Source organism: Planctomycetota bacterium, from assembly GCA_035574235.1.
Taxonomy (GTDB): domain Bacteria; phylum Planctomycetota; class MHYJ01; order MHYJ01; family JACPRB01; genus DATLZA01.
The window spans coordinates 1-6,215 of the sequence record DATLZA010000167.1 but is presented as its reverse complement, the minus strand read 5'-3'; the positions used below and the strand labels follow the sequence as shown (position 1 = coordinate 6,215).

7 protein-coding genes are annotated in these 6,215 nt (G+C 68.7%); 4 read left to right on the top strand and 3 right to left on the bottom strand.

The window, feature by feature from the left end; translation table 11 throughout:
• Positions 1-1,064: 1,064 nt before the first annotated feature.
• Genes VNO22_15630 through VNO22_15620 form a run of 3 tightly spaced genes read left to right on the top strand, consistent with a single transcriptional unit; the run spans position 1,065 to position 3,189 of the window.
• Complete coding sequence (locus tag VNO22_15630) at positions 1,065-2,357, top strand: APC family permease (protein HXG62799.1); 1,293 nt, start codon at positions 1,065-1,067, stop codon at positions 2,355-2,357.
• Positions 2,358-2,383: 26 nt separating this feature from the next.
• The gene (locus VNO22_15625; GenBank protein ID HXG62798.1) at positions 2,384-2,794 is read left to right on the top strand and encodes a CrcB family protein; all 411 of its coding nucleotides are present in this window, start codon (positions 2,384-2,386) and stop codon (positions 2,792-2,794) included.
• Positions 2,791-3,189, top strand: a complete 399-nt coding sequence (locus tag VNO22_15620; protein HXG62797.1) for a CrcB family protein — start codon at positions 2,791-2,793, stop codon at positions 3,187-3,189. The genes VNO22_15625 and VNO22_15620 overlap by 4 nt, the downstream gene beginning before the upstream one ends.
• Positions 3,190-3,213: 24 nt before the next feature.
• Here the strand turns inward: VNO22_15620 and VNO22_15615 are convergent, their stop codons facing one another.
• From VNO22_15615 to VNO22_15605, 3 genes are all read right to left on the bottom strand, one after another.
• A complete protein-coding gene (locus VNO22_15615; GenBank protein ID HXG62796.1) occupies positions 3,214-4,587 on the bottom strand; it encodes a sulfatase-like hydrolase/transferase in 1,374 nt (457 codons plus the stop codon).
• A 67-nt stretch (positions 4,588-4,654) separates the two neighbouring features.
• Positions 4,655-4,822: a hypothetical protein gene (locus tag VNO22_15610; GenBank protein ID HXG62795.1), complete on the bottom strand. Its 168-nt coding sequence runs from the start codon at positions 4,820-4,822 to the stop codon at positions 4,655-4,657.
• A 24-nt stretch (positions 4,823-4,846) separates the two neighbouring features.
• On the bottom strand, positions 4,847-5,233 hold the full coding sequence (locus VNO22_15605; protein HXG62794.1) for a hypothetical protein: 387 nt from the start codon (positions 5,231-5,233) through the stop codon (positions 4,847-4,849).
• A gap of 159 nt (positions 5,234-5,392) precedes the next feature.
• On the opposite strand from VNO22_15605, the gene VNO22_15600 reads away from it, so the two are divergent.
• Positions 5,393-6,215, top strand: an 823-nt coding sequence (locus VNO22_15600) for a hypothetical protein (GenBank protein ID HXG62793.1), incomplete at its 3' end; no start/stop codon positions are given.

The following is a 6,215-nucleotide window of genomic DNA, read 5'->3' as shown; positions in this document are numbered from 1 at the left end:
GCAGCGTGCGCGGCTTCGTCCCGTTGCGGTAGCCCGTCCTTCCCTCGGAGCGCGCGCGTAGCGGGCGGCGGCCAGGGTCTGCTCAAGCTCCCCCTCGACGAGGATCCCCAGCAGCTCTTTCAGTTTCCCTCGGATGCCTTCAGTCAGGAGGTCGGGGCCAAACACTCCTGTGAGGTCAGGGCCGACTTCGGTCAATCCGACATGGCGTATCCCTCCAACTTGGCTGGCTCTAACCGGCCCGGTCTGGGAAACACGTCCTTGCTTCCCTGGAGGATACGCCTCTACCTCGAATTTCCACAAGAGTCGGGACGCTGCCAGAGCACGAGGAAGCCAAAGGAACCAAGGTCATCCAAGGGAAACGCGCTGATTACTTCATCGCCGAGTACGACCCGACCTCCGGCGCGATCAAGGAACTAACTCTGCTGAAGACGCTGTTCCACTGAGCCAAAGAGCAGGGGAGCCCCCCGCCGGCGCCCGCACGGTGCACTGGAGGATGGGCGAGGGGCTCCGACCCGGTCTCCGCCGCGACCACGTAGGGCGCGACTGGGTTCATGTGCTGCACCGAACTGCTGGGTGCGGGGGGATTCAGTTGATTCGGCACCGGGCCAAGAGGCCGGGTGCGGGGGCCTTCCTGTTCATAGATCTGTCCGAGCTTCCGGTTGTCAAAGAGCGATCCCTATACAAGTCTGAAGCCGCAGTCCCGCCCGAACGTCAATGGATTCGAGGCGCAGCCGGACCATTCACGATTTCACGGACGTGTGACCAAAATGTGTCCATAGCGGGGCCAAAAACGGCCGTTTGGACACAATCCTCACAAAGGCCACAATCGGGCTAAGTCGCTGAGGCCCGGGAAGTTGTCTGATTCCGAGAGACTTGCGATTTAGGGCTCGACGCGTTTCTTAATCAGCGGGTCGTGGGTTCGAGTCCCTCGCGGCGCACCATCCCTATACGGCCTCCCGGAAAGACCGGTCCTCGCCCCATACTCCGAGCCCTCGCAAGAAACCGCACGCCCCCGGCCCCGCTCTGGACGTCCCGTATCTTTCGGCCCTATCATCTCGGACGACATGCCGGATTCCGGAACGCGCCCCCCCGAGCTGGCTCGCACCGTCGGCCTCCCGGCGGCGGTCGGATTCGGCCTCGGAGCGATGGTGGGCACGGGCGTCTTCGTCTATACGGGCGTCGCCACCGGCCTGGCCGGACCGGCCGTCCTGGTGAGCCTCGCGCTGGCCGGCCTGGCGGCGACCTGCAACGGCCTTTCGTCCGCCGAGCTCGCCGCCGTTCACCCCCGCAGCGGCGGGACCTATGAATACGCCGGCCGCCGCCTCTCCCCGTGGGCCGGATTCCTGGCCGGATGGCTCTTCCTGGCCGCCAAGACGACCAGCGCCGCCGCCACCGCCCTGGGGTTCGGAGCCTACGTGGCCAAACTCGCGCCCATCCCGCCGCTCGCCGTGAGCGCTCTCCTCGTCGCGGGGACGACGCTGCTGGGACTGCGCCCCCTGCGGAGGGCGGGCGCCGTGAACCTCGCCCTCGTCGCCGTGACGGTGGCCTCGCTGGTCGCCTTCATCGTCGCCGAAGCCCCGCGGGTGTCCCTGGACCGCTTCACCCCTTTCGCCCCTCGCGGCGCCGGCGGCATTCTCTCCGCGGCGTCGCTTCTCTTCGTGGCCTACGCCGGCTACGGCCGGATCGCCACGCTCGGCGAAGAGATCGACGACCCGAAGAGAAACATCCCCCGCGCCCTCGTCGCCGCGCTCGCCTTGACGGCGCTCCTCTACCTTGCCGTGACGGCCACCGCCGTGGGCGCGATCGGCGCGGAGGCGTTCGCCGCGGCGGCCCACGGGGGCGCGCCGCTCGAGGCGGCCGCCGGGACGCCCGCGGTCAAGACGGCCCTCTCCGTGGGCGCCGCGACCGCCATGGGGGCGGTCTTCCTCAACCTGGTGCTCGGCATCTCCCGAATGGCCTTCGCCATGGCCCGGGGCGGCGATCTGCCTTCCCCGCTGGCCCGCGTCCGCGCCGAGGCGGGACCCGCGGCGGCCGTCCTCTTCACCGGCCTGGCCGTCGGAATCCTGGTCGCGCTGGGAAGCATCGTCGGACTCGTCTCGGTGAGCGCGTTCACCATCCTGGTGTATTACGGGCTGACGAACCTTTCCGCCCTGCGCCTGCGACGGGACGAAAGGCTCGTCCATCCGATCGTCCCCTTCGCCGGCCTCCTCTTCTGCCTGACCCTGGCGGCCTCGGTTCCGCTCCGTTCCCTGGCGGTCGGCGCCTCGATCCTCGGCGCGGGCGTGCTCTGGAGGCTCGGCCTCAAGGCCATCCGAGGAGCGGATCCGTCGCATTCCCGCCGGAAGGAGGCATCTTAGACCATGCGCCGGAGGCGGCCCCGACAATGAAGAGAAGCTTCCTCGTCTTCGCCGGCGCCGGACTCGGCGGGGTCGCCCGCTGGGCCGCCGGTCTTCTGGTCGGCTCCCTCCTTCCCGGGCCTTTTCCCTGGGCCACCTTCACCGTCAACGTCACCGGTTGCCTCGCGATGGGCGGGCTTCTGAGGATTGTTCAGGGCCGCGGCGGGCCTGCCTTCGGTCCGCGGCTCTTTCTCATGGTGGGCTTTCTCGGGGGCTATACGACCTTCTCGTCCTTCGGCGGCGAAGTGGACGCCCTTCTGAGGCAGGGGCATCCCGGCCTGGGGATTCTGTACGCCGCCGCATGCGTTTTCTCGGGACCCGCCGCCGTCTGGGCCGGCCGCGCCGTCGTCCAGCGTCTGGAGCGCCCGGCCCCCCTGAAAGAGGAGCTTTCCGAATGACGTTCGGAGAGGCGTTTTCGAGGGCGCTGGGGATCTTCGCGGGAGCGGGGATCGGGGGCGTCCTCCGCTATGCCGTCGGGGCCTGGATCCATCGCCGCGCGAAGGGGCCCTTCCCTTGGGGCACCTTCGCCGTCAACGTGACCGGTTGCTTCGCCATGGGCGCTTTGATGTCCCTCGCCGAATCGGGAGGCGGCCTCCCCGAAAGCGCGCGGACTTTCCTCATGACGGGAATCCTGGGCGGGTTCACCACCTTTTCGGCGTACGGCGGCGAGGCCGAACACCTCCTGCGGATGAAAGAAGGACGGCTCTTTCTCGCGTACGCCGGAGGGAGCGTTCTGGCGGGCCTCGCCGCGGGCGCGGCCGGACGCCTGGCGGTCGGGTGGCTGAGCGGATGAAGTCCGCACACCCGCGCCGCCCGGTCAGTCGTTCCTCCGCACGGGCAGACCGCCGCTTTTCGAGTAGCGCTTCCACCAGTCGGGGCCTTCCGCTTCGATCGACCGGTGAAGCTCCACCAGCTCCTTCTTCATGGCCTCGAAGCGTTCCGGTTCGCGGGCGGAAAGCTCCCGCGATTCCCCCGGGTCTTCCTCCAGGTTGTAAAGCTCGAACCGCGAAAGATCCTCCGACGCCAGGATCTTCCAGGCGTCGCGGCGCATCGCGACCTGCAGGCCGTCCGGCGCCATGCCCAGCCTCCAGTAGAGCGGAATCGGCCGCTCCACCGGGCCGCGTCCCGTCAGAAGAGGAAGGACGTCCACGCCGTCGATCGTGCGATCCTTCGGCGGCGGCGTTCCGGTCGCGGCGCAGACGGTGGCGAAAAAGTCCGAGCCGATGACGGGCCGGTCGCCGGTCGCTCCCGCCGGAATCCGGCCGGGCCAGCGGACGAGGCCGGGAACGCGGATCCCGCCTTCGTACATCGAGCGCTTCCGGCCCCGCAGGCCGCCCGTCGAGCCGCGCGTGCGTCCTCGGCGGCCGTCCCCCTCGGGCCCGTTGTCGGACGTGAAGAAGACCAGCGTGTTGTCCGCCACGCCCAGATCGTCCAGCGCTTTCATGAGCAGCCCGAAGGCGTGGTCGAGCTGCGTGATGTTGCCGTGGTGCTGGCGGATCCCCTCGTCCTCGATCGCGGCGTAGGGCTCCATGAAGCGGGGATCCGATTCGATGGGCAGATGCGGCTCGTGGGTCCAGACCGTCAGGAAGAAGGGCTTCTTCGGGTCCCTTCCGTTCCGGAGCCACTCGATCGCCTCCCGGACCACCAGAAGCGCGGAGAAACCTTCCAGGCGGCCGACCGGCCGGCCGTTGCGGACGAAGTTGGTCGGGTTCTTGTGGCTGGGCGCGGCGTTGTTTTGCGTGGCCAGCCACCAGTCGTATCCGTGGTCGCCGGGCTGCGGCTGCGCGGGGTCGTTGAACTTGCCGTTGAGGTGCCATTTGCCCGCATGGGCGGTGGCGTACCCGCGTTCCCGAAGAAGCCGGGCGATCGTGAGCTCGCCGGAGCGCAGGTGGACGTCCGAGCCTTCGGCGATCCAGGTGTAGACGCCGTTGCGGTGGGGCGTCCGTCCGGTCAGGAGCGCCGATCGCGAAGGCGAACAGACGGCGCTGGCCGCGTAGCACTGCGTGAGGCGCATTCCCTGACGCGCGAAGGCGTCCAGGTTCGGCGTCCGCACGACCGGATGGCCGTAGCATCCGAGGTCCCCCCAGCCCAGGTCGTCGGCCAGGAAGAGCACGACGTTGGGGCGTTCCTCGGCGGCCGGCGCGGCTCCGAGGGTCGCCAGAAGGCCGACGAGTCCGAGCCAGGCTTTCATGGGGGCTCCTTCATCGTTTCCACGGATTCAACACGCACGCCCCTTCCCGGTTGCGACGCGCTTCGGATCAGCGCAGCCCCGCGTCCCGCCGGATTCGATCGAAATCCAGACCCGCGAAGTAGGCCTCCACCTCGGCCCAGGGCGCGTCGAAGCCGAATCCGCCGTCCCGCATTTCCCGGAGCGCCTCCTCCCGGCTCCATCCTTCCACCGCCACGCGGTAGACCGCCGCCATCACGCCGGCGCGGTTGGAGCCGCCGCTTCAGTGAAAGAAGCAGCCGCCCTCCTTGCGGGCCTCCACGGCGGCCCGAAGGAAAGCGACGATCGTTTCATGATCCGCCTTCCAGGATTTCAGGGGCACATGGACGACTTTGAGACCCGAGCCGGAATCCGCTTCCGGCGCCTCGGCGCGCAGGTTGATGACGGTGCGCACTCCTCGGCTCTCCAGGGCCTGGAGTCCTTCCAAGGAGGGCTGCCCGCCGCGGAAGACGCCCGGGGACATCTCGTGGGTGTTCCGCAGCCCTTCCTCGCGCACGGGCCGGCACGCGGGATCGGACGGGCGGGCGGGAGCGGAGCAGGCGGCGAGCATGCCGAGGATCGAGAAGGCGAGCACGGGTCGCCGGGGCGGACGAATCTTGAGCAGGTCCATGGTCTGCGCTCCGAAGGCGTTGGATTCGACCCCGGCATCATGTCACAGCCGGGGAACGGCCGCAAGGGCCGATCGGGCGCCTTCCCTCCGCGGATCCGAATGAGGAAGAAATCAACCGGGCTTCACGAAGCCTTCACCTTCGCGCGGTAGCGTCGGGGCATGAGAACCATGCTCATGCTCATCCTGCATCTGGCCGGCCCGGAGGACCTTCCCCGGAGCCTGCAGGAGAATCCTCCGCAGGAGGTCCAGGTGGATCCGAACGGGCAGGAAGCGGAGCCGCTGCGTCCGCCGGCCCTGGGGATTCCTGAAGAGGAATTCCATCCCCGCTACGCGCCGGGGCCTTCGCTGCGGTGGACCGTGCTGGCGGTGAGACCCGCGGTGTCCTACGACACGCGGGAGTACGGGCCGGGGGTCTACAGCGGAGCGGTGGACTTCAAGCCCGGGACGGATCTGCCGCGCTGGGTTCCCGGAGCGGCCTTTTCCCTGGACCTCGGCTCCGTTCGGGTGGACGCCGGATTCGTCCAAACTTCGGTTCGTCTCCGGCTCGATCGGGCGGTGAGCTACGAAGAAGAAACTTTTCCCGAAGGCGAGACGGTGGATCTCGAGGCGCAGGCCGGATGGCTGGACGCGGCTTATCGCGTGAGGGTGGCGGGGGGGGAAGGGCGGCGCGCGGGTCTTTCGGCGCTCCTGGGAGTCGATGTCCCGCGCGTGAAGCTCGCGATCGAGAGCGGGAGCGCCTCCGCGCGGGAAGGTTTCAACGCGCTCTGGCCCGTGCCGGTGGCGGGCCTCGAGGCGCACGGTTGGCTGACCGACCGCCTCCGGATCTACGGGAGCCTCCTGGGGACCCGCGTGCGCTTCACGAATCCTTTCAAGGAGGACGGCGGGGAGCCCCAGCATCTGGAGTTCACGTATTTTCGGCTCGAGGCGGGGATCGTCCTGGATCTTTCGGCCTCCTGGAGCCGGACGCTCGGCGCCACCCGTT